Origin of the sequence: Kitasatospora sp. NPDC093550 (genome assembly GCF_044764985.1) — a bacterium.
Lineage (GTDB): Bacteria > Actinomycetota > Actinomycetes > Streptomycetales > Streptomycetaceae > Kitasatospora.
Genome location: NZ_JBIWJF010000014.1, coordinates 16,381 through 38,328, shown reverse-complemented (window position 1 = coordinate 38,328; position 21,948 = coordinate 16,381). Strand labels below are relative to the sequence as shown.

At 73.9% G+C, this 21,948-nt stretch carries 12 protein-coding genes; 3 read left to right on the top strand and 9 right to left on the bottom strand.

Translation table 11 applies throughout. The features are described 5' to 3' along the window. Positions 1-67 precede the first annotated feature (67 nt). Both ACIRD3_RS22675 and ACIRD3_RS22670 read right to left on the bottom strand, forming a co-directional pair. On the bottom strand, positions 68-1,321 hold the full coding sequence (locus ACIRD3_RS22675) for a serine/threonine-protein kinase (RefSeq protein ID WP_402219506.1): 1,254 nt from the start codon (positions 1,319-1,321) through the stop codon (positions 68-70). 257 nt (positions 1,322-1,578) lie between these two features. Continuing rightward, positions 1,579-3,447 carry a protein kinase gene (locus tag ACIRD3_RS22670; protein WP_402219503.1) on the bottom strand — a complete coding sequence of 623 codons (1,869 nt, stop codon included), beginning with the start codon at positions 3,445-3,447 and terminating at the stop codon, positions 1,579-1,581. Between the two features lie 411 nt (positions 3,448-3,858). On the opposite strand from ACIRD3_RS22670, the gene ACIRD3_RS22665 reads away from it, so the two are divergent. Then, positions 3,859-6,741, top strand: coding sequence for an FtsK/SpoIIIE domain-containing protein (locus ACIRD3_RS22665; protein ID WP_402219501.1), 2,883 nt, complete (start codon positions 3,859-3,861; stop codon positions 6,739-6,741). A 117-nt stretch (positions 6,742-6,858) separates the two neighbouring features. Here ACIRD3_RS22665 and ACIRD3_RS22660 read toward each other — a convergent pair whose 3' ends face one another. The 6 genes from ACIRD3_RS22660 to ACIRD3_RS22635 form a co-directional block, all read right to left on the bottom strand. Further along, positions 6,859-7,695 carry a hypothetical protein gene (locus ACIRD3_RS22660; RefSeq protein ID WP_402219498.1) on the bottom strand — a complete coding sequence of 279 codons (837 nt, stop codon included), beginning with the start codon at positions 7,693-7,695 and terminating at the stop codon, positions 6,859-6,861. A 151-nt stretch (positions 7,696-7,846) separates the two neighbouring features. Then, positions 7,847-12,793, bottom strand: a complete 4,947-nt coding sequence (locus tag ACIRD3_RS22655; RefSeq protein WP_402219496.1) for an NAD-glutamate dehydrogenase — start codon at positions 12,791-12,793, stop codon at positions 7,847-7,849. A 286-nt stretch (positions 12,794-13,079) separates the two neighbouring features. Beyond that, on the bottom strand, positions 13,080-14,705 hold the full coding sequence (gene pruA / locus ACIRD3_RS22650; protein ID WP_402219973.1) for an L-glutamate gamma-semialdehyde dehydrogenase: 1,626 nt from the start codon (positions 14,703-14,705) through the stop codon (positions 13,080-13,082). Positions 14,706-14,842: 137 nt separating this feature from the next. Beyond that, a complete protein-coding gene (locus ACIRD3_RS22645) occupies positions 14,843-15,499 on the bottom strand; it encodes an HAD family hydrolase (RefSeq protein WP_402219495.1) in 657 nt (218 codons plus the stop codon). Positions 15,500-15,644: 145 nt separating this feature from the next. Next, complete coding sequence (locus ACIRD3_RS22640; RefSeq protein ID WP_402219492.1) at positions 15,645-16,154, bottom strand: DUF6912 family protein; 510 nt, start codon at positions 16,152-16,154, stop codon at positions 15,645-15,647. A gap of 117 nt (positions 16,155-16,271) precedes the next feature. Continuing rightward, positions 16,272-17,450 carry a patatin-like phospholipase family protein gene (locus tag ACIRD3_RS22635; RefSeq protein WP_402219491.1) on the bottom strand — a complete coding sequence of 393 codons (1,179 nt, stop codon included), beginning with the start codon at positions 17,448-17,450 and terminating at the stop codon, positions 16,272-16,274. 338 nt (positions 17,451-17,788) lie between these two features. On the opposite strand from ACIRD3_RS22635, the gene ACIRD3_RS22630 reads away from it, so the two are divergent. Beyond that, positions 17,789-18,229: an Rv3235 family protein gene (locus ACIRD3_RS22630; protein ID WP_402219488.1), complete on the top strand. Its 441-nt coding sequence runs from the start codon at positions 17,789-17,791 to the stop codon at positions 18,227-18,229. A 119-nt stretch (positions 18,230-18,348) separates the two neighbouring features. Here ACIRD3_RS22630 and secA read toward each other — a convergent pair whose 3' ends face one another. Continuing rightward, positions 18,349-21,111: a preprotein translocase subunit SecA gene (gene secA / locus ACIRD3_RS22625; protein WP_402219485.1), complete on the bottom strand. Its 2,763-nt coding sequence runs from the start codon at positions 21,109-21,111 to the stop codon at positions 18,349-18,351. 242 nt (positions 21,112-21,353) lie between these two features. Between secA and ACIRD3_RS22620 the strand changes: the two genes are divergently transcribed. Then, positions 21,354-21,911: a GNAT family N-acetyltransferase gene (locus ACIRD3_RS22620; protein WP_402219482.1), complete on the top strand. Its 558-nt coding sequence runs from the start codon at positions 21,354-21,356 to the stop codon at positions 21,909-21,911. Positions 21,912-21,948 lie beyond the last annotated feature (37 nt).

Below are 21,948 nucleotides of genomic sequence, written 5' to 3'. Positions count from 1 at the left end.
TGGTTCCGGGGGTGGTCATGACGACACCCCCGGTTCCCCCGGGCTCACGGCCCGGTTCACGGCCGCGCTACGGCGCTCGCGGGGCGGTGCCGTGCACGGCCGGACGGGCCGGGTGGCCGGCGTCCGGGCCGGTGGCCGCGAAGGCCGTCCAGGCCGCGGCGGCGCCCGCCAGCAGCAGCACGGTGGCCAGCAGGACGGCCAGCAGCCGGCGGCGGCGCAGCAGCGCCTGGCGGTCCCTGCGGTGGCCCGGGGCGGTGCGCTGGGCGCGGGACTCGGCGGCGTACGCGGCCAGCTCCTCGGCGGACGGGCGGCGCAGGCTGGTGTGGGTGTCCCGGGTGGAGTCCGGCGCGGCGCCGGGCACCAGCGGGACGGCCGGGCCGCGGCGGCGCTTGTGCAGGCCGGGGCCGGCGTCGACCTCGGCGTAGACGGCCTCGCCGGGGGTCAGCTGCTCCTCGGCCGGGGCGCGGCCCTGGGTGGGCACGACGAGCACCGGCAGGCCGGCCAGCGAGGGCAGCTGCTCGCGCAGCCGGGCGGCCAGCTCGGCGGCGCGCAGCCGGGAGGCGGGGGCCTTGGCCAGGCATTCGGAGATGATCCGCCACAGCCCGTCCGGCAGGCCGGGGATCGGCGGCACCTGCTCGGTGACGTGACGGCGCAGCACGGCGCCGGTGTGGCCGCCGCCGAACGGGGTGAAGCCGGCCAGCAGCTCGTACAGGACGGTGGCGAGGGCGTAGATGTCGACGGCGGCGCGCGGCTCCAGGCCCTCGATGATCTCGGGGGCCAGGTAGTCGGGGGTGCCGATGATCCGGGTGGCCCGGGTGCGGCGCGGGGCGTCGACCAGGCGGGCCACGCCGAAGTCGGTGAGCTTGGCGCGCGGGGCGCCGCCGGGGCCGGGGGCGGCGGCGAGGTCGAGCAGGACGTTCTCCGGCTTGACGTCGCGGTGGACGATCCCGGCGGCGTGCGCGGCGGCCAGGCCGTCGGCGACGTCGGCGATGATCGAGGCGGCGGTCTGCGGCGGCAGCGCGCCGTCCCGCTCCAGCCGGGAGCGCAGGTCGGTGCCCTGGACCAGCTCCATCACCAGGGCGAGGTCGCTGCCGTCCACGACCATGTCGCGCACGCCGACCACCCGGGGGTGGTCGAGGCTGGTCAGCGCGGTGCGCTCCTGGACGAAGCGGCCGACCAGCACCTGGTCCGAGGCCAGGTCCTCGCGCAGCAGCTTGACCGCCACCGGGCCGTCGGGCCCCTCACCGAGCCAGACCGTCCCGGCCGAACCCCGGCCGATCACCTGGTGGACGGTGTACCGGCTGCCGATCTTGCGTGCCAATGCTGCTCCGTGGGCGGCGCGGGAGCGCTCCGGGGGTCCGGTTCGCTCGGTGGGGCGGGACAACAGCGACCAACCTACGCGCCCGGAGGCCCCGCGGGGGCCGCCTGAGGGGCCCGGAGCGGGAGTCTCGGGCGGGAAATCTCGTGAATTGTCGACAAAGCGTCAATCTCGCCTCCGGCAGGGGCCGGAGAGCCCGGGCGGCCCGCCCGGGCCCGCGGCCCCCGCCCGGACCGCCCGGGACCGCAGCCCGGACGGCGCTACTTGCCGACGAGGCTGTTCACCCAGTCCCGCGCCGAGTCGAACCAGCCCACGACGTTGTCCCAGTAGTGCGGCAGCGGCGTGAAGTTCCACAGCGCCAGCGCGGCCACCGCCAGCACCAGCAGCACCATCAGGCAGCCCTTGAGGCAGCCGAGACCCGGGATGTACATCCGGTTGCGGCTGCGCGGGCGCGGCTCGCGGGCCGGCGCGGGCTCACGGCGGGCCCGCTCGCGCGGCGGCTCCTCGCGGCGCGGCGGGGCCTCCCGGTACTGCGGCGCGGGCGGCTCGGCCCGGCGCGGCACCGGGGTGGGCGCGGGCGGCGGCGGGTAGTCGCCCTGCGGCCGGCCGTACCCGGCCGGGGCCTGCCGGTAGCCGCCCGGGGGCTGCGGACGGCCGCCGGGCCGGCCCCCCTGTCCGCCCTGGCCCCCCTGTCCGGCCTGGTAGGGCGGCGGGGCCACCGGCGGGCGCTGGGCGTAACCGGGCGGCGGCGGGGCCTGCCGGTAGCCGCCCGGCGGCTGCGGCTGGTAGCCGGGCCGTCCGCCCGGTGCCCCCTGGCCGGGCTGTCCGCCCGGTCCGGCCTGGTACGGCGCCGGCGCGACCTGGGGCTCGCCGTACTCCTCGTAGTCCTCCGGGCCGAAGTAGCCGACCTGGGTCTGCTGGTTGCGGTCCCGCGCCGCGCGCAGCTGGGTCTGCCACGGGTGTGGCGCCTCCTCCTGCGGCGCCGGCGGCGCGGCGGGCGGGGGCGGCGGCACGGCGGCGGGCGGCATCACCTGGGTGCGGTCCTGGGCGCCGTACGGGGGCGCGGGCGGCGGCTGGGTGCTCATCACCCGGGTCGCCGCGGCCGGGTCGTACTGCTGGCCGCCGGGGGCGCTCGGGGGCAGCACCCGGGTGCGGTCCTCGGCGCCGGCCGGCACCCCGGGGACGGCCGGGACGGCGCCCGGGACGACGGTGGGCTGCGGGTCCGGCCGCAGCAGGGCGGCGACCGCCAGCGCCTCGTCCACCGCTGCCGGGGAGGCGTGCACGCCGACCCCGGCCGCGACCACCCGCAGGGCGTGGGCCAACGAGGTGGCGCCCGGCCGCTGGGCCGGGTCCTTGCGCAGGCAGCGCTCGATCACCGTCCAGAGCGGCTCGGGCATGGTGCTGGGCCGCTGGGGCTCCTGCGCCAGGTGGGCCTGGAGGACGGCGAGCGCGCTGTCGCCCTGGAACGGCTGACGGCCGGTGACCAGCTCGTACAGCATGATCCCGGCGCCGTACACGTCCACCGCGGAGGTCTGCGGACGGCCTTCGGCGGACTCCGGCGCGACGTAGGCGGGGGTGCCGACGAACTCGTGGGTGCGGGTGACGCCCGGGGAGTCGGCGAGGCGGGCGATCCCGAAGTCGGTCAGCAGCGGGTGCATCTGCTCGACGCCGTCGACCACGGTGGAGGCGAGCAGCACGTTGGCCGGCTTGAGGTCGCGGTGGACGATCCCGTCCGCGTGGCTGGCCGCCAGCGCGTCCGCGACCTGGGCCATCAGCAGCGCGCCCGCGATCGGGCTGAACGGGCCGTTGGCACGCAGGTAGCGGGCCAGGTCGGGGCCCTCCACCAGGTCCATCACCAGGGCCAGCAGCTCGCCCTCGACGACCAGGTCGCGGACCCGGACGATGTTGGGGTGGGTCAGCCGCAGCAGCAGCGAGCGCTCCCGCAGGAAGCGCATCACGACGTCCGGATCGGCGGCCAGCTCCTCGCGCAGCACCTTGATCGCCACCCGCTGGCCCGGCTCGCTGCCCGGCACCCGGACGTCCTCGCGCACCACACCGCGCCAGACGGTCCCGGTCGCACCCCGTCCGAGGGTCTCATCCAGCAGATACTTGCTGCCGACTGGCCGCACCTGTCGCACTCCTCGCCGTGCCGCCCGCGCGGGGCGCTCCTCCGCCGGTGCGGTGAGCCTGCCGGGCCCGTGTCTGCGGCCACTCTAACGGTGTCCGTTCGGGTTTTCGGGGTGAGCGGCGAGCCATCCGAGGAGGGTTGGGGGACTTCCCCTAGGGGAGGACCCGGAGCAGTCGGCGGCCCTGCTCAGGGGGCCGCCGGGGCAGTGGTTGACCTGACCCACCGTCGCCTCCACCATGGCGATGATCGCAAGATCGTCAAATCCGGTACCGTGCGCGGACCGTCCGTGACGGATGGCAGGATGGACACTCGCCACTCGTGTGGCCCAATGGGGTCGCCGCGGCCGCCCGGTGCGTCCGCGACGGCGCCGGGGTACCAGGCTTCACACCAGCAGAAGGGACCCGCGGGCGAGATGCAGATCCGGCTGACCGTCCTCCGACCGCGCAGCGGCCCGACCGCCGCCGGCTCCGCCATCCCCTACGTGGACGTGCTGGTCACCGCGCCCGTCGGCACCGCGCTCGGCGCCATCGCGGGCGCCCTCGCGGGCGCCGTGGGCGTGCGCGGGCCGCGGGCCGCCACCCATGTGCACCTGTACGCCGGGGCGCACCGGGTGGACGAGCACACCCTGCTCGGCCACCCCCCGCTGCTCGACGGAGCCGTCCTCAGCCTCAACGAGCCCGACCCCACCGCGGACGACGCCGACGACGCCCGGGCCGCCGCCGAACTGCGCGTGGTCGGCGGTCCGGACGCCGGCGGCGTGCACCGGCTGCACGGCCGGGAGATCCGGATCGGCCGTTCCGGTGAGGCCGACGTCCCGATCGACGACCCGGACGTCTCCCGGCTGCACCTCTCCCTGCACCTCACCGAGGACGGCCGGGTCTCCGTGCGCGACCTCGGCTCCACCAACGGCACCACCCTGGACGGCCGGCTCGTCCCGCCCGCCCCGGCCGAGGCCGCCGTCCCCCTGGAGCCCGGCGCCCTGCTGCGGATCGGCGAGTCGACCCTGCAGGTGACCGCCGCCGATCCGGCCGAGACCGCCGGGGCCGCCCGCGCCGCCCTGCCCGACGGCCACGGCCACCTCCAGCTCGCCGCCCCCGGCCCGGCCCGGCCCGCGCCGCCCGTGGTCGAGCCGCCCGCCACCCCCGAGCCCGCCGCCGGCCGCAGCCGCGGCCTCTTCTCCCTGCTGCCCGGCCGCACCGCCGAACCCCCCGGCCAGGAGAGCGCCGAACGCCACCACACCGCCGTACGGCTGCGCCAGGCCGCCGCCCAGCGCGAGCGCTGGCCCGACCTCGCCACCCTGCTGCTCAACGCCGTCGGCCCCGGCCCCCGGCTGTGGGAGCGCGGCCCCGGCCACCCCGACGCGCTCACCCTGCGGCTCGGCACCGCCGACCGCCCCGGCGGCCCCGGCACCACGCCCGGCACGATGCTGCCCGCCGTCCCGGTCACCCTCGACCTGCAGACCGCCGGCAGCCTCGGCCTCTGCGGCCCGCGCGAACGCCTGGACGCGCTCACCCGCGCCGTCGTCGCCCAGCTCGCCGCGCTGCACCCGCCGACCGGCCTGAGCCTGGTCGTGGTCGACGCCGACCCGGCCCGCGCCACCGAGGAGCGCGCCGACACCTGGGCCTGGGCCCTCTGGCTGCCCCACCTGCGCCCGCTCGACGGCCAGGACTGCCGCCTGCTGCTCGGCCTGGACGCCGAGCAGGCCACCGCCCGGCTGACCGAGCTCACCGCCCGGCTCAGCGGCCCCAGCGGCCTCGGCGGCCACCCCGCCACCGTCGTCGTGGTCGACGGGCGCCCGGCCACCGACACCGCCCGGCAGGCGCTCGACCTGCTGCTGCGCCAGGGCCCGGCGGTCGGCATCTTCCCGATCTGCCTCGCCGAGCAGCCCGAGCTGCTCCCCCGGGGTCTCGGCGCCACCGCCCTGATCACCGGCGAGGTCGGCACCCAGCTCTCGCTGGACCGCCCGGTCGCCCGCGGCCGCGAGACCCTGCACGAGGTCTCGCTGGACGCCGTCTCCGACGCCTGGGCCGAGCGGCTGGCCCGTGTCCTCGCCCCGCTGCGCGAGGCCACCCCGGCCGCCCGCGGCCCGCTGCCCGACGCGCTGCGCCTGCTGGACCTGCTGCAGCTCGACACCGTCACCCCGGCCAAGCTGTCCGCCCGCTGGGCCGCGCACGCGGGCGGCATCGGCGCCGCCACCGCACTGCTCGGCACCACCCGGGACGAACTGTGCACGCTCGACCTGGCCGACCCCGAGCTCACCCTCCCCTCCCCCGACCCGGGCGGCCCGCACCTGCTGATCGGCGGCGCCCGCGGCTCCGGCAAGACGGAACTGCTGCGCACCCTGGTCGCCTCGCTCGCCGTCTCCGAGCGCCCCGAGCGGCTGGCCGTCACGATCGTCGAGGGCCGGGCCACCGAGGACGGCCTGGACGGCTGCACCGAGCTGCCGCACGTCACCGGCCTGGTGAACGCCGCCGGCGACCCGCGTGCCGCGCTGCTCGCGGCCGAGGCGTTGGAGGACGAACTCGCCCTGCGGGAGCGGCTGTTCGACGGGCTGGACTTCGCCTCCTGGCACGCCGCGCGCATCCTGGACGGCCAGCAGGGCCAGCACGGCCCGGAGGAGCAGCCGGCGGCCGCGGACCATCCGCAGGTACCGGTGCCCGCCACCGTCGGAGCCGTGTCGGCCGCGTCGGCCCGGATCATCCAGCCGCGCAGCCCGGAGGGCCCCCGGACCACCGCGGCGACCGCCCCTCCGCCGCCCGTCCCGTCGTCGCCGGTGCCGTCGTCGCCCGTCCCGGCCCGCCTGGTCGTCGTCGTGGACGACTACGACGCCCTGCTCTCCCCCACCTCCCCGGCCGGCCGCCCGCTCGCCCGCGCGCTCGCCGACGTCGCCCGCCGCGGCGGTCCGCTCGGCGTCCACCTCGCCGTCGCCACCGGACGCCCGGAGGAGAGCGCCGGCACCGAGGTGGACGAGGCCGCCCTGCTGCGGATCGCGCTGCGCACCGACGACCCGGCCGACTCCGACCTGCTGATCCACCTCGGCGACGCGGCCGCCCTCCCCGAGGACACCCCCGGGCGCGGCTACCTCCGGCTGCCGGACGGCGGCGTCACCGCCTTCCAGACCGCCCGGATCAGCGGCCGCATCCCGCGCACCGCCACCCTGCGACCCACCGTGGTCGCGATAGACCCGCTCCAGCTCGGCGCCCCGCCCGCCCGCCGCCCGGTCCGCGAACTCGGCAACGGCCCCACCGACCTCGCCCTCCTCGCCAGCGCCCTCCAGCGCGCCGCCGCCCGGTAGTCCCCGCGCCATCCCACCCGGGAGGACGCGGAAGGGCCCCGACGGACCGGGTGGTTCGTCGGGGCCCTTCGCAGCCGGTCAGCCGGTCAGCCGGTCAGCCGGTCGGCCGTACGGCGGTCAGACGCACTTCAGGTCGCGGTTCACCACGGCCATCCCGGCGACCTTGCCGCCGTCCACGGTGAACTCGTACTGCCAGCCCTGCTGCCCCTCCACCGGGAACACGTACTTGCCGCTCTTGGCGAGCTGCAGGCCCTTGGCGCCGTAGGCCTGCTGCAGGGCTTCCAGGGTGGCGCCGGCGCCGATGCCCTCGGCCGTCCTCGCCTCGGCCGGGGCGACCAGCTCGCGCAGGCCGGCCGCGGCGAAGGAGACCCGGCCGGTGGCCAGGTACGCCTTCTCCTTGGTCTCCCGGGCGACCATCAGGTCGACGATGGACTGCGTCGCGTCCGCCATCAGCTTGGCGGTGGCGGCCGAGTTCTGGGCCGCGGCGGCCGAGCCCGCGGCGGCGGCCGCGGCGTCCTTCGCGGAGGCGTTCGGCGGCAGGGTGCCCGCCGGGGCGGGCGTCTTGCCGGCGGCCGCGTCCGCCTTGGCGTTGAGGTCCTTGTAGCGGGCCTCGGTGGCCGCCTCGGCCGTCATCCGCGCCTGGTCCGGCGCCGGGCCGCCCTTGTAGACGAAGTCCGTGCAGCCGTCGAGCAGCGACACCGGCGCCGTCTCCAGCGCACCGGTGGCCAGACCCGCGTCCTTGGCCATCCCCGGCTTCAGGCCGCGGTAGCCGGCCGCCGTGAAGGCCTCCGGCCCCTTGGTCGTGGGCGCCGCCGAGGGCGCGCCCGCCGTGGCCGCACCGGCCTTCGCCGTGTCCTTCTTGTCGTCGGACGTGCAGGCCGCCGCGCCGGCGACCAGCAGTGCCACCGAGATGCCCACGCCCACGGCGCGGATCGAGGCTCGGTTCTTCCCCATGTCCTTTACCCCCACTTGGTTGTTCGAGGTCACCGTAGCGAAGGTCCGCCCACGACCCGCAACCGGATTCCCGCCCCGCCCGGCAACCGCGTCCACGCACGCGGAAGGGGCCCGCGTCCGTGGACGCGGGCCCCTGCCGTACGGCTGTCCGTCAGCGCATCGAGCCGGTGCGCAGCAGGGTGCGGATGACCCGCATCGCGACGGAGAGGCTGGACAGCTCGTAGTTGTCCGAACCCCTTATGTCGTCGAGGGTGCTCTTGGCGCGGTTCAGCAGGGTGCCGTTGAGCTCCGCCCAGGCGGCGTAGCGCTCCTCCGGGGCGGCGCCGTCCGGGCCGCAGGCGAGGATGTCGGCGGTCAGCGCCGCGTGCGCCGCGAAGAGGTCCTCGCGGATCGCGGCCCGGGCCATCGAGGACCAGCGGTCGGTGCGGGGCAGCTCGATGATGCGGTCGAGCAGGTGCGAGATCTGCAGCCGGTCGCCCAGGTCGTAGTAGAGCTCGGCGACCTCGGCGACGTCCTTGCCGGAGCGGTCGGCGACCTCGGTGATGTCCAGGGTCGGGAAGACCGAGGAGAGGCCGGCGATCCGGGTGGCCAGCTCCTCCGGCACACCGGCGGAGGCGAGCTCGTTGTACACCGACTCGTACCAGGCCAGGTCCTCGCCGCGGAGCGGCTTGGGCAGCGAGCCCCAGACCTGGTTGACCCGGTCGTGGAAGAACTCGATGGTGCCGGCGATGTCGAGCGGCTGGCGGCGGTTGTTGAGCATCCACCGGGTGGCGCGCTCGACCAGACGGCGCGAGTGCAGGCGCATCTTGGTCTGCACCCGGGCGGGGACCTGGTTGTCCAGGCCCTCGATCTCGCCCCAGATCGTCTCCAGGCCGAACACGGCCCGCGCGGCGGTGTGGGTCCGGGCGATCTCCTCGTAGGTCGCGCCGGTCTCCTCCTTCAGGCGGAAGGCGAAGGTGCAGCCACCGCGGTTGATCGTGTCGTTGACGATCAGCGTGGTGATGATCTCGCGGCGCAGCGCGTGGCTGTCGATCGCGTCGGCGAACCGGGCCCGCAGCGCGCTGGGGAAGTACTCGTGCAGCGCGGCGCGGAAGTACGGGTCGTCCGGCAGGTCGGTGGCGAGCAGCTCGTCGGCCAGGATGATCTTGGTGTAGGCGAGCAGCACCGACATCTCGGGCTGGGAGAGCCCGCGGCCGTTCTGCTGGCGCTCACGGATCTGGCGCTCGGTGGGCAGGAACTCCAGGGCCCGGTCGAGCTGTCCGGCCGCCTCGAAGCGGTTGATCATCCGGGCGTGGACGTTGACCATGCTGTGCGCCTGGGCGACGGCGTTGGCCAGCACCACGTTCTGCGCGTAGTTGTTGCGCAGCACCAGACGGCCGACCTCGTCGGTCATCTCGGCGAGCAGCGCGTTGCGCTGCTTGACCGTCATGTCGCCCTCGGCGACGACCTGGTTGAGCAGGATCTTGATGTTGACCTCGTGGTCCGAGGTGTCCACACCGGCCGAGTTGTCGATCGCGTCGGTGTTGATCCAGCCGCCGGTGCCCTCCGGGCCGCCGGTGGCCGCGTACTCGATGCGGCCGAGCTGGGTGCAGCCGAGGTTGCCGCCCTCGCCGATGACCCGGGCCCGGACCTGCTCGCCGTTGACGCGGATGGCGTCGTTGGACTTGTCGCCGACCTCGGCGTTGGTCTCGGTGGAGGCCTTGACGTAGGTGCCGATGCCGCCGTTCCAGAACAGGTCGACGGGCGCCTGCAGGATCGCCTTCATCAGCTCGGCCGGGGTCAGCTTGCTCGCCTCGACGCCGAGGGCGGCCCGGACCTGCGGGGTCAGCTGGATCGCCTTCGCCGACCGGGGGAAGACCCCGCCGCCGGCCGAGATCAGCGACTTGTCGTAGTCGTCCCAGGAGCTGCGCGGCAGGTCGAACAGGCGGCGGCGCTCGGCGTACGAGACGGCCGCGTCCGGGTTCGGGTCGAGGAAGATGTGGCGGTGGTCGAAGGCGGCGACCAGGCGGATGTGCTCGCTGAGCAGCATGCCGTTGCCGAAGACGTCGCCGGACATGTCGCCGATGCCGATGACGGTGAAGTCCTCGGTCTGGGTGTCGACGCCGAGCTCGCGGAAGTTGCGCTTGACCGACTCCCAGGCGCCGCGGGCGGTGATGCCCATGCCCTTGTGGTCGTAGCCGGCCGAGCCGCCGGAGGCGAAGGCGTCGCCCAGCCAGAAGCCGTACGACTCCGCGACGCCGTTGGCGATGTCGGAGAAGGTCGCGGTGCCCTTGTCGGCGGCGACGACCAGGTAGGTGTCGTCCTCGTCGTGGCGGACCACGTCGGCCGGGTGCACGACCTCGCCGCCGACCAGGTTGTCGGTGATGTCCAGCAGCGCCGAGATGAAGGTCTTGTACGAGGAGATGCCCTCGGCCAGCCAGGCGTCGCGGTCCACCGACGGGTCCGGCAGCTGCTTGGCGACGAAGCCGCCCTTGGCGCCGACCGGCACGATGACGGTGTTCTTGACCATCTGCGCCTTGACCAGGCCCAGGATCTCGGTGCGGAAGTCCTCGCGCCGGTCGGACCAGCGCAGACCGCCGCGGGCGACCTTGCCGAAGCGCAGGTGCACGCCCTCGACCTGCGGCGAGTAGACCCAGATCTCGAACGCCGGGCGCGGGGCCGGCAGGTCCGGGACGGCCTTCGGGTCGAACTTCATCGACACGTAGGAGTGCCAGTCGCCGTCGGCGGCGTGCTGGAAGAAGTTGGTCCGCAGGGTGGCCTTGATGAGGTGCAGGAAGGAGCGCAGGATGCGGTCCTCGTCCAGCGAGACGACCTCGTCGAGCGCGCCGGTCAGCTCCTCCAGGATGCCCTCGGTCAGCTCCAGGGCGCCCGAACGGTGGCTCGGGCTCAGCCGGGCCTCGAACAGGTTGACCAGCAGGCGGGTGGTGTGGGTGTTGTTGCGGAGCGCGTCCTCCATGTAGTCCTGGGAGAACGTGGAGCCCGCCTGGCGCAGGTACTTGGCGTACGCGCGGAGCATCATCGCCTGGCGCCAGGTCAGTCCGGCGGTCAGCACCAGCTCGTTGAAGCCGTCGTTCTCGGCCTTGCCGGTCCAGGTGGCGGCGAAGGTCTCCTGGAAGCGCTCGCGGGCCTCGTCGGTGAGGTCGGTGGCCTCGCGCAGCCTCAGGCCGAAGTCGTACACCCACGCGGTGGTGCCGTCGGAGCGGCGCAGCGCGTACGGGTGCTCGTCGAGGACCTCGACGCCCAGGCGCTGGAGGACCGGCAGGACCTCGGTGAGCGAGATCGGGCCGCCGACCCGGTAGATCTTGAAGCGGCGCTCGTCGTCGCCGGCGCCGACCGGCTGGTACAGGTTCAGGCGGAAGTCGCCCGCGCCGTGCAGCGACTCGATCTGCTTGATGTCGGCGACGGCGGTGCGCGGCGGGAAGTCGGCGCGGTAGCCGTCGGGGAAGGCGTTGGCGTACTTGTGGCCGAGCTCGGCGGCCTTCTCCTCGCCCAGTTCGAGGTGCAGCTGGTCGTGGAAGCCGTCCATCCAGAACCGGGCGGCCTCGGCCAGGCGGTTCTCGATCCGCTCGATGTCGGAGTCGGTGAGCTGCGGCAGCTCGGTGCCCGGGGCGACCCGGACCACGAAGTGCAGGCGGGTCAGCACCGACTCGGTGGCGTACACCGTGTAGTCGATGGTGGCGCCGTTCAGCTCCTCCTTGAGGATGTCGGTGAGCAGCAGCCGGATGCGCGTGGTGTAGCGGTCGCGCGGCAGGTAGATGAACGCCGAGAAGTAGCGCCCGTACTCGTCCTGGCGCAGGAAGAGGCGCAGCTTACGGCGCTCCTGCAGGTAGAGCACGCTGGTGGCGATGGAGAGCAGCTCGGAGGCCGGGGTCTGGAAGATCTCGTCCCGCGGGAAGGTCTCCATGATCTGCAGCAGGTCGCGGCCGTCGTGGCTCTCGCTGGAGAAGCCGGACTCCTCCAGCACGGCCTGGACCTTGCGGCGCACGACCGGGATGCGGGTGACCGACTCGGTGTAGGCCGCGGAGGAGAACAGGCCGAGGAAGCGGCGCTCGCCGATCGGCTCACCGGCGGCGTTGAACTTCTTCACGCCGACGTAGTCCAGGTAGGCCGGGCGGTGCACGGTGGCGCGGCTGTTGGCCTTGGTGAGGACGAGCAGCTTCTTCTCGTGGGCCTTGGCGCGCACCGGCGCGGAGAGGCGGCCGAAGGCCTCGCTGACCGAGTGGTGGCGGTCGTCGTGGCTGTGCGGGTCGGAGCGCAGGATGCCCAGGCCCGTCCCGGCGACGGCCTTGAGGACCTCCTCGCCCTCGTGCTCGACCAGGTCGTACTCGCGGTAGCCGAGGAAGGTGAAGTGGTCGTCGGCGAGCCAGCGCATCAGCTCCCAGGCCTCGCCGACCTCCTGCTCGGGCAGGCCGGCCGGGGGCTGCTCGGCCAGCTCGTCGGCCAGGCGCAGCGCGCTCTCGCGCATCTTGCCCCAGTCCTCGACGACCTCGCGGACGTCGCCGAGCACGCGGCGCAGGTCGGACTCGATGGTGCGCAGGTCCTCGCGGTCGGTCTCGCGGTCGATCTCGATGTGCATCCACGACTCGACGGTCGCGTCGGCCGGCCAGTCGGTGCCGGAGGCCTGGCTGCGGGAGCAGGCGTCGACGTCCAGGATCTCCAGCAGCTTGCCGGTGATGTCACGGCGGACCAGCAGCTGGGGGTGGATCACGATGTGGATCGCGCGGTCCTGGCGGGACAGCTCGTTGGTGACGGAGTCGACCAGGAACGGCATGTCGTCGGTGACCACCTCGACCACCGTGTGGCCGCAGGACCAGCCGTTCTCCTCGACCGAGGGGGTGTGGACCCGCACCTCGGCGGTGCCCTGCGGGCGCTTGAGGCCCAGGCGGTAGTGGGAGGCGGCCGCGCCGTAGACGTCGACCGGGTCGCGGTCGACCAGGTCCTCGGGCGCGGTGTGGAGGTAGTAGTGGTGCAGGTACGCGGTCAGAGCGCCGTTGCTCAGACCCTCCCCCGGCGCCGCTCCCCCCACCTGGCTGTTCTCAGCGGCTGCGGCTGCCTTCTTGAGCAGTTCGGCCTTGGCTGCGTCCAGCTTGGTCTGCATGACTTCTTGGCTCCTGTCGCGCGCCGTTGCGTGACTCGGTGGTGTGTGGATGTACACCGACGGGTCAGCCGCAATCCTGCCGCACCATCCGACTGAAAGGGGCTCATGGCGCGCATGAAACGTCCTCCCAGTGGGTAGGACGTCACGTTCGTCCTGCAAGCCACCCGACGACGCCAGCCAGCCTAACCGGATCAATCGAAGGTGCACAGGGACAGGGAGGCGCAAACCTGCAGGATGTCGGGTCCGTCCTGGACACCATGTCCAAACCGGAGGCTGATGTTCACTCTCAGCCCATGTGCGGGTGGCCGTGCCGGATCGGCGGCACGAAGGTCTCCTTGATCGAGCGGGCCGAGGTCCACCGCAGGAGGTTCTGCGCGGCCCCGGCCTTATCGTTGGTGCCGGAGGCCCGGCCCCCGCCGAAGGGCTGCTGGCCGACGACGGCGCCGGTCGGTTTGTCGTTGATGTAGAAGTTCCCGGCGGTGAAGCGCAGCTCCTCCACGGCCTGGGCGATGGCGTAACGATCCTGCGCGATCACCGCGCCGGTGAGGCCGTACGGGGCGCCGCCGTCGACCCGGCGCAGCACGTCGTCCCAGCGGGAGTCCTCGTAGACGTGGACGGCGAGGATCGGGCCGAAGTACTCGGTGCGGAAGATCTCGCCCCGGTGGTCGGAGGAGACCAGGACGGTCGGCCGGACGAACCAGCCGATCGCGTCGTCGTACTGGCCGCCGGCCGCCAGTTCGATCGTCGGGTCGGCCTTGGCCCGCTCGATGGCGTCCCGGTTCTTCTCGAAGGCGCGCCGGTCGATCAGGGCACCCATGAAGTTGGACAGGTCGGTCACGTCGCCCACCGCGAGCGCGTCCACCGCGGCCAGGAAGTCGTCCTTGATCCGCTGCCAGAGGCTGCGCGGCAGGTAGGCGCGGGAGAGCGCGGAGCACTTCTGGCCCTGGTACTCGAAGGCACCGCGGATCAGCGCGGTCTTCAGGATCTCCGGGTCGGCGGAGCGGTGGGCCAGCAGGAAGTCCTTGCCGCCGGTCTCGCCGACGATCCTCGGATAGCTGCGGTAGCCGCCGATGTTGGCGCCGATGGTCTGCCAGAGGGACTGGAAGGTGGCGGTGGAGCCGGTGAAGTGCAGCCCGGCCAGCGCCGGGTCGGCCAGCGCGACCGGGGAGACCTGCAGGCCGTCGCCGGTCACCAGGTTGATCACACCGGGCGGCAGGCCGGCCGCCTCCAGCAGCCGCATCAGGTGGTGGGCGGCCAGCGTCTGGGTCGGCGCGGGCTTCCAGACCACGGTGTTGCCCATCAGCGCGGGGGCGGTGGGCAGGTTGCCGGCGATCGCGGTGAAGTTGAACGGGGTGATCGCGTAGACGAAACCTTCCAGCGGGCGGTGGTCGGTGCGGTTCCACACGCCGGGCGAGGAGAGCGGCTGGTCGGCCAGGATCCGCCGGGCGAAGTGGACGTTGAACCGCCAGAAGTCGATCAGCTCGCAGGCGGAGTCGATCTCGGCCTGCTGCGCGGTCTTGGACTGGCCGAGCATGGTGGCCGCGTTGAGCGTCTCCCGCCAGGGCCCGGCCAGCAGTTCGGCGGCGCGCAGGAAGACAGCCGCGCGGTCGTCGAAGGAGAGCGAGCGCCACTGCCGTCCGGCGGCCAGCGCCGCGTCCACCGCCGCCCGGGCGTCCTCCCGGGTGGCGTTGCCGAGCACCCCGAGCTTGGCCGCGTGGTGGTGCGGCTGGACGACGTCGATCCGCTCCCCGCCGCCGAAGCGCTGCTCGCCGCCGATCGTCATCGGCAACGGGACCTGCTCGGCCGCGAGCTCGTCCAGCCGCCGCACCAACCGCTCCCGCTCCGGGCTGCCCGGCGCGTACGCCTGCACCGGCTCGTTGACCGGCGTCGGCACCTCGGTGACTGCGTCGATGGGCATGGCGGCTCCGTCCTGCTGGCTGCTCGGGTGTCACCAGCCTGACCAGCGGGGGCCGGATCCGCCCGCTCAGACACGCGGACGGTGGACGTGGCGCCCGCCACTGCCGGCCCGCCGGCCGGTCGCTCAGCCGGTCAGCCGGTCAGCCGGCCCGCCAGCTCGACCGCCTCGGCCAGAGTGTCCACCACCGGGACGCCGACCGGCTCCAGCTTCTCCCGGGTGTGCGAGCCGCCGGTGTACAGCACCGCGTTCGCCCCCACGCTCAGCGCCGCCAGGGCGTCGTCCGCCGCGTCGCCGATGAGCACCGTACGGGCCGGGCTCACCTGCTCGCCGAGTGCGGCCAGGTGACGGACCAGGTGCTCCGCCTTCTGCCCGCCGGCCGGGCCGCTGCGCCCGTCCACCCGCAGGAAGTGGCCGGTCAGGCCGAAGGTGTCGACCAGCGGCACCAGCTTGTCGTGCACGTACATCGACAGCAGGGACTGGCTGTGCCCGGCCGCCCGCCAGCCGTCCATCAGCTCGCGCGCGCCCTCGGTCAGCCCGCAGGCCGGGCTCAGCTCGCGGTAGCGGTCGTGGAAGGCGTCGTCCAGCTTCAGCCACTCCTCCCGGGAGGGCTCCCGGCCGAGCAGTCGCTGGTAGAACCGGGGGATCGGGATCTCGTACTGCTCCCGGTACTCCTGCAGGCTCATCGGCCCGACGCCGATGGTCGCGAAAGCGGCGTTGCTCGCCCCGAGCACGGCCTCCATGTCGTGGAAGAGCGTGCCGTTCCAGTCCCAAACGATGTGAGTGCGCACGGGGCACAACGGTAACGCGGAGCGCCGACAGGCCGGTAGGGCGGAGCTCACGGGCCGAGCTCACGGGCGGAGCTCACGGGCCGAGCCCCCGGATGGAGCCCACGGGTGGCTCCCGGGGCGCTCACGCCCCGCCCGCCGCGCCCGCTCAGGCGAGCAGCGCGGGGATCTCCTGGGTCGCGAACCAGAGCAGGTCGTGGTCCTCCGCGCCGTCCACGGTGAACTGGGCGTCCTGGTCGCCCGCGTCGGCCGCGGCCACCGCCGCCACCGCCGCCGTGACGTCCGTGACCACCTCGTCGTCGGCCACGTCCGCGTGCACCGCGGCGGCCTTGGCCAGCCGCACCGGGCCGGCCAGCACCACCCGGCCGAGCGAGGCCTGGTCCTGGTACTCGTCGCCGGGGAAGGGCTTCACCGCGGAGTCCGCGACGTCCAGCGCCACCACGACCCGGCGGCGCGGGGCGTCCGGATCGGCGGCCAGCAGCCGCAGCGAGGACTGCGCGGCCCGGTTCAGCGCCGCGTACTCCAGTTCCTCGATGTCGTCGCTGACGTACCACTCGCGCAGCGCGGGCGTCACGGCGTACGCCGCGGACTGGTCCAGGGCACCGCCCTCGTGCGCCGCCGCCAGGCCGGTCAGGGTGGTGGGCACGTACACGCGCATCGGTGGCACTCTCCGGTTCGGTCCAGCGGGCTTCGTCCAGCGGAACGGATTCTCCAGCGCCCCAAGAATAAGCTCCGCCGGGCTGCCGTGATCACCTCCGGCCGGGACCGGTCCGGTTCACCGCACGGCCCCCAGCGCCTCCCGGCTGGTGCGCAGGGCGCTCTCCAGCACGGCGCCGCGACGGGCCGGGTCCATCATGTTCGGGCCCATCACGCCGAGGTCCGCCAGGGTCGGCGCCAGCAGCCGCACCCGGACGCCCTCGGCCCGCAGCAGCGCGGCCTCGCGCAGCAGCTGCCGGGTGACGGCGCGGCGGTAGCGGCTGACCAGCTGGGCCAGCACACCGCGCGGGCGGTCCCGGGCGCGCCACTCGCGCAGCGCGGCGAGGGTGTCGCGCCCGCGCTCCACCGGCCGGGACCGGTCCGGGAGCTCGGCGGGCTCGACCTGGTCACCCGGCCCGGTGCGCCCGGCCCGCTGCTCGGGCCGGGGGTCCAGCCGCAGGGCCATCGGGGCCAGCACGTACACCTCGTCCAGGCCCCGGCCGAGCATCAGATCGGCGTTGGTGGCCGACCAGCAGCCGCCGTCCACGTACGCCGAGCCGTCCAGTCGCACCGGCGCGAACCAGCCGGGGATCGCGCAGGAGGCCATCACGGCCTCGGCGACGGCGACCGCCGGGGCGTCCGGGTCGCCGAAGACCACCCGGTGGCCACTGCGGTAGTCCACCGCCGCCACCCGCAGCGCGGCGCCCGCACCCCCGTCCGGATCCCCCTCCCGCTCCGGCTCCGGCCAGCCGCCCGGGCCGAGCAAGCCGCGCACCAGCTCGCCGACCGGCGCCAGCGACCCGCGCCCGTGCGGCGCCATCGCCGAGACCATGGTCAGCAGCGGGTACTCCCGCGGGTGCCGGACCGCGTCGCGCAGCAGGCCGGGCGAGCCGATGCCGGCCCGGGGGCGGGGCGGCAGCGCGCCGCCGACGGCGGTGTCGTAGTCGAAGGCGACCCCGGCCAGCGGGCCCTCGGTGATCGGCAGGCCCCGCTGGTGGTCGCGCAGCTGCTCGGGACGCACGCCGCCGGACAGCATCGCGGCGAGGATCGCCCCCGCCGAGGTGCCGAGCAGCACGTCGGCCTCGCCCGGCTGCCGTCCGGTGGCTTCCTCGACGGCGCACAGCGCGCCGACCGTCCAGGCCGCGCCGAGCATCCCGCCGCCGCCCAGCACCAGCCCGCGCCGGGGTCCGCCCCCGGTGGGCGGGGCGGTGCCCGCGGCCGCCGGGGTCGGGACCGCTGCTGCTACCCGTGTCGTCATGCCGGCCGCCCGTCGTCGTGGGGGCGGCTGCCCGCTCCCCGCGGTTCCCGGTCAGGCTCGATGGTGCGCGCCCCTCCGGTGCGGCGCAATGCGGCGGCCGGGCGCCGGCACCCGGTCCGAGCAGTCGGTACGTCCCCTTTCGGGCCGTACGGCGCGCTCCCGCACGTCAACCGGACGCCGTCCCACCCCCGCGAGAGCCCGCCGCTCCCCTGGCCGCCTCACCCGGATAGGTGAATCAGGGGCCGGACCCGGGCCGCCCCGGAACCCCGTTGCCGCCCCGCGCGGGCACCGCCAGCCTGGACCCGTCCGCACCCGCACCACCCCGTCGAGGAGCCGCCGTGACCGCCCACCTCTCCGCCCGTCCGCACCGCCGCCCGCACACCCCCGGCGGCTGTGACCCGGCCGGGCGCCGGCCCCGGCACCCGCGCAGCGCCTGCACCGGCGACCCCGGGCACGACCCCCGCGCCCTGGCCGCCCGGTTCGCCCACCAGCTGGTCGAGGTGCTCACCGGCGCGCGGCCCTCCGGGCAGCTGATGCGACACACCAGCCTGGACGGCTACGGGCAGCTCGCCTCGCTGGTCCGGATCGGCGCCCTGCGCCGCGGCGGGGCCGCCGACCGGCCCCGGCTCGGCCCGGTGCACGACCGCTCGCCCTCGCCCGACGCGGTCGAGGCCTGCGTCCGGGTCGACCTCGGCCGGCGGCACCACATGGTCGCCTTCCGGCTGGAGCAGCGCGGTCCGGCCGGGCAGTGGCAGTGCACCGCGGTGGAGGCCCGGTGACCGCCGGCCGCCGCACCCGGGCCAGAGGAACGGCGCAGGGCGCCGCCCCCGTCCGGGAGCGGCGCCCTGCGCGGCGTCCTGCCTGGTGTCCCACGGCCCGTCCGGACCGTACGGCCGACTCAGGCCTTGCGGCGACGGCCCTTGGCCGACTTGGCGGCCTTGCGGCGCTCGGCGCGGGTCATCCCGTCGCCCTCGTCCTCGGGCGCGAGGTCCTCGAAGTCGCCCTCGACCACACCGCCGGCGACCTCCACCGAGGGGGCCGTGTAGTGCAGCCGCTGCGGCTTCGGGGCCTCCAGGCCCTTGGCCTTGATCTCCGGGCGGGCGGAGTCCTTCTCCAGCTTGTCGAGCACCACCTGGGCGTCCTCGACCGGGACCTCCTCGACCTGCTGCTCGACCTGGACCTCCAGGTTGAACAGGTAGCCGATGGACTCCTCCTTGATGCCCTCCATCATCGCGGTGAACATGTCGAAGCCCTCGCGCTGGTACTCGACCAGCGGGTCGCGCTGCGCCATGGCCCGCAGGCCGATGCCCTCCTGGAGGTAGTCCATCTCGTAGAGGTGCTCGCGCCAGCGGCGGTCCAGCACCGACAGCACGACCCGGCGCTCCAGCTCGCGCATGATCTCCGCGCCCAGCTGGTCCTCGCGGGCGCCGTACTGCGCCTGGATGTCCTCCTGGATGACCTTGGTGAGGAACTCGGGGGTCAGGCCGGCCGGACCACCGACCTCCTCCTCCAGCTCCGCCAGGTCCAGGGTGATCGGGTAGAGCTGCTTGAGCGCGGTCCAGAGCTTGTCCAGGTCCCAGTCGTCCTCGAAGCCCTCGCCGGTGGCCGCCTTGACGTAGGCCTCGACGGTGTCGTCCATGAAGTGGCCGACCTGCTCCTGCAGGTCCTCGCCCTCCAGCACGCGGCGGCGCTCGCCGTAGATGACCTCGCGCTGGCGGTTCAGCACCTCGTCGTACTTGAGGACGTTCTTGCGGATCTCGAAGTTCTGCTGCTCGACCTGGGTCTGCGCGGAGGCGATCGCGCGGGTGACCATCTTGGACTCGATCGGCACGTCCTCGGGCACGTTGGCCATCGAGAGCACGCGCTCGACCATGCCGGCCTTGAACAGGCGCATCAGGTCGTCGCCCAGCGACAGGTAGAAGCGGGACTCGCCCGGGTCGCCCTGACGGCCGGAGCGGCCGCGCAGCTGGTTGTCGATCCGGCGGGACTCGTGCCGCTCGGTGCCGAGGACGTAGAGGCCGCCGGCCTCCTTGACCTCGTCCTGCTCGGCCTTGACCGAGGCCTTGGCCTTCTCCAGCGCGGCCGGGAAGGCGGCCTCGTACTCCTCCGGGGTGTCCGTCGGGGTGAGCCCGCGCTGCGCCAGCTCGGCGGCGGCCAGGTGGTCGGCGTTGCCGCCCAGCATGATGTCGGTGCCGCGGCCGGCCATGTTGGTGGCGACGGTCACGGCGCCCTTGCGGCCGGCCTGCGCGACGATCTGCGCCTCGCGCTCGTGGTGCTTGGCGTTCAGCACCTCGTGCGGGATGCCGCGCTTGCGCAGCTCCTGCGAGAGGTACTCGGACTTCTCGACCGACACGGTGCCGACCAGCACCGGCTGGCCCTTCTCGTGCTTCTCGGCGATGTCCTCGACCACGGCGGCGAACTTGGCCGGCTCCGACTTGTAGATCAGGTCGGGCTGGTCGATGCGCAGCGGCGTCTTGTTGGTCGGGATCGGCACCACGCCGAGCTTGTAGATCTGGTGGAACTCGGCGGCCTCGGTGGTGCCGGTACCGGTCATGCCCGCGAGCTTGTCGTACAGGCGGAAGAAGTTCTGCAGGGTGATGGTGGCCAGGGTCTGGTTCTCGTTCTGGACCTCCACCCCCTCCTTGGCCTCGATCGCCTGGTGCATGCCCTCGTTGTAGCGGCGGCCGGCCAGGATGCGGCCGGTGTGCTCGTCGACGATCATGACTTCGCCGTTCATGACGACGTAGTCCTTGTCCGCCTTGTACAGCTCCTTCGCCTTGATGGCGTTGTTCAGGAAGCCGACCAGCGGGGTGTTCACCGACTCGTAGAGGTTGTCGATGCCGAGGTAGTCCTCGACCCGGGAGACGCCCTCCTCGAGGATCCCGACGGTGCGCTTCTTCTCGTCGACCTCGTAGTCGCGGTCGATCTTCAGGCGCTGCACCAGCTTGGCGAAGTCGGCGTACCACTTGGTCGCCTGGTCGGCCGGGCCGGAGATGATCAGCGGGGTGCGGGCCTCGTCGATGAGGATCGAGTCGACCTCGTCGACGACCGCGAAGTTGTGGCCGCGCTGGACGAGTTCGTCCTTCGACCAGGCCATGTTGTCGCGCAGGTAGTCGAAGCCGAACTCGTTGTTCGTGCCATACGTGATGTCCATCGCGTACTGCTGCTTGCGCTCGGCGGGCGTCATGTTCGCCAGGATCACGCCGACTTCGAGGCCGAGGAAGCGGTGCACCCGGCCCATCCACTCCGAGTCACGCTCGGCGAGGTAGTCGTTGACGGTGATCAGGTGGACGCCCTTGCCGGTCAGCGCGTTCAGGTACGCGGGCAGGGTGCCGACGAGGGTCTTGCCCTCACCGGTGCGCATCTCGGCGACGTACCCGAAGTGCAGGGCCGCGCCACCCATGAGCTGCACGTCGTAGTGCCGCTGGCCGAGCACCCGCTTCGCGGCCTCACGGACGGTGGCGAACGCCTCGGGGAGGATGTCGTCCAGGCTCTCGCCGTCCACGAGCCGCTGCTTGTACTCGTCGGTCAGTGCGCGCAGCTCGGCGTCGGTGAGGTTGACGAAGTCCTCTTCGATGGAGTTGACCTGGGCAGCAATCCGCTGCAGCTTGCGAAGGATCTTGCCCTCGCCTGCGCGCAGGATCTTGTCGAAGACGGACACTTGAGCGGGCTCCTTGCCTGTATTGGCACTGGACGACTGCACGGCGGGTCCACCCCACCGCACGGGCCATCGTATGCGAGGAGTCCAATGCCCCGGGAGGTGCGTCAGCACGGTATTCCCGTGTCACCCGCGCGAGCACATGGCCCGATAGCACCGTCCACCGGGGCAAAACGGTCGGCGGGTCGAGGAGTTGGCCGCATAATCGGATGCCCGCATTCCCCATGGCGCGGAATAATCCGCCCATGGAAGAACCACTCGCCGGACTCCCCACCCTCGCCACCGAACGGCTCGTCCTGCGCGCCCCCCGGGAATCGGACGTCGACGCGGTCCTCGCCGCCTGCCAGGACGCCGAGATCCAGCGCTGGACGGTGGTACCGGTCCCGTACCGCCGCGAGGACGCCGAGTACTTCGTCCGCACCCTGTCCCCCGAGGGCGTGCGCACCGGGGCGGAATTCGTCTGGTGCGTGGTCGAGCGGGAGAGCGGACGGCTGGTCGGCGCCCAGGCGGTCACCCGCTTCGCCACCGACCCGGGCGCCGCCTCCGTCGGCTGGTGGACGGTGAAGGAGCAGCGCGGCCGCGGCTACACCGTCGAGGCCGCCCGCGAGGTCGCCCGGTGGGCCCTGACCGAGCTCGGACTGCGCCGCCTCCAGTGGCTCGCCTACGTCGGCAACGACGGCTCCCGCGCCGTCGCCGAGAAGGTCGGCTACCGCTTCGAGGGCACGCTGCGCTCGTACGCCGAGCAGCGCGGCACCTTCCACGACTCCTGGGTCGCCTCGCTGCTGCCCTCCGACCTGGCCTGAGCCCCGCCGGCCCCGGGGTCCGTCGGCCCGGGCCCGC

Excerpts from the sequence above, each read along its gene's own strand:
- ACIRD3_RS22665 (WP_402219501.1), top strand. The coding sequence starts at position 3,859 with ATGCAGATCCGGCTGACCGTCCTCCGACCGCGCAGCGGCCCGACCGCC.
- ACIRD3_RS22660 (WP_402219498.1), bottom strand. The coding sequence starts at position 7,695 with ATGGGGAAGAACCGAGCCTCGATCCGCGCCGTGGGCGTGGGCATCTCG.
- ACIRD3_RS22655 (WP_402219496.1), bottom strand. The coding sequence starts at position 12,793 with ATGCAGACCAAGCTGGACGCAGCCAAGGCCGAACTGCTCAAGAAGGCA.
- ACIRD3_RS22640 (WP_402219492.1), bottom strand. The coding sequence starts at position 16,154 with ATGCGCGTGTACGTGCCCACCACCCTGACCGGCCTGGCGGCGGCGCAC.
- ACIRD3_RS22635 (WP_402219491.1), bottom strand. The coding sequence starts at position 17,450 with ATGACGACACGGGTAGCAGCAGCGGTCCCGACCCCGGCGGCCGCGGGC.
- ACIRD3_RS22620 (WP_402219482.1), top strand. The coding sequence starts at position 21,354 with ATGGAAGAACCACTCGCCGGACTCCCCACCCTCGCCACCGAACGGCTC.